This window comes from Thermococcus sp. MAR1 (assembly GCF_012027305.1).
Lineage (GTDB): Archaea > Methanobacteriota_B > Thermococci > Thermococcales > Thermococcaceae > Thermococcus.
In genome coordinates, this window is record NZ_SNUF01000008.1 from 1 (window position 1) to 483 (window position 483).

Sequence of the window (483 nt, forward strand, 5' to 3'; positions counted from 1 at the left end):
TATGAAGAGGGTAGTCATAGCTCTCGGCGGGAACGCGATTCTTCAGCGAGGTCAAAAGGGCACTTACGAGGAACAGATGACGAACGTCATGAAGACCGCAAAGCAAATCGTCGATATAATCCTCGATGGCGATTATGAGGTTGTAATCACCCATGGAAACGGCCCCCAGATTGGTGCCCTTCTCCTCCATATGGATGCTGGACAGCAGATTCACGGTATCCCAGCCCAGCCCATGGACGTTGCCGGAGCGATGACTCAGGGCCAGATAGGATACATGATCCAGCAGGCGATAAGAAACGAGCTAAAGAGGAGGGGCGTGGAGAGGCCCGTCGCCACCATAGTCACCCAGACGCTCGTTGACAAAAACGACCCGGCTTTCCAGAACCCGAGCAAGCCAGTCGGTCCGTTCTACGACGAAGAAACCGCAAAGAAGCTGGCCAGGGAGAAGGGCTGGACAGTCATCGAAGATTCCGGAAGGGGCTG

Annotated in this window: 1 pseudogene; it reads left to right on the top strand. The window is 55.1% G+C overall.

The features are described 5' to 3' along the window. Nucleotide 1: 1 nt before the first annotated feature. Nucleotides 2-483 (top strand): annotated as a pseudogene (locus E3E25_RS11300) (carbamate kinase); the annotation flags it as partial.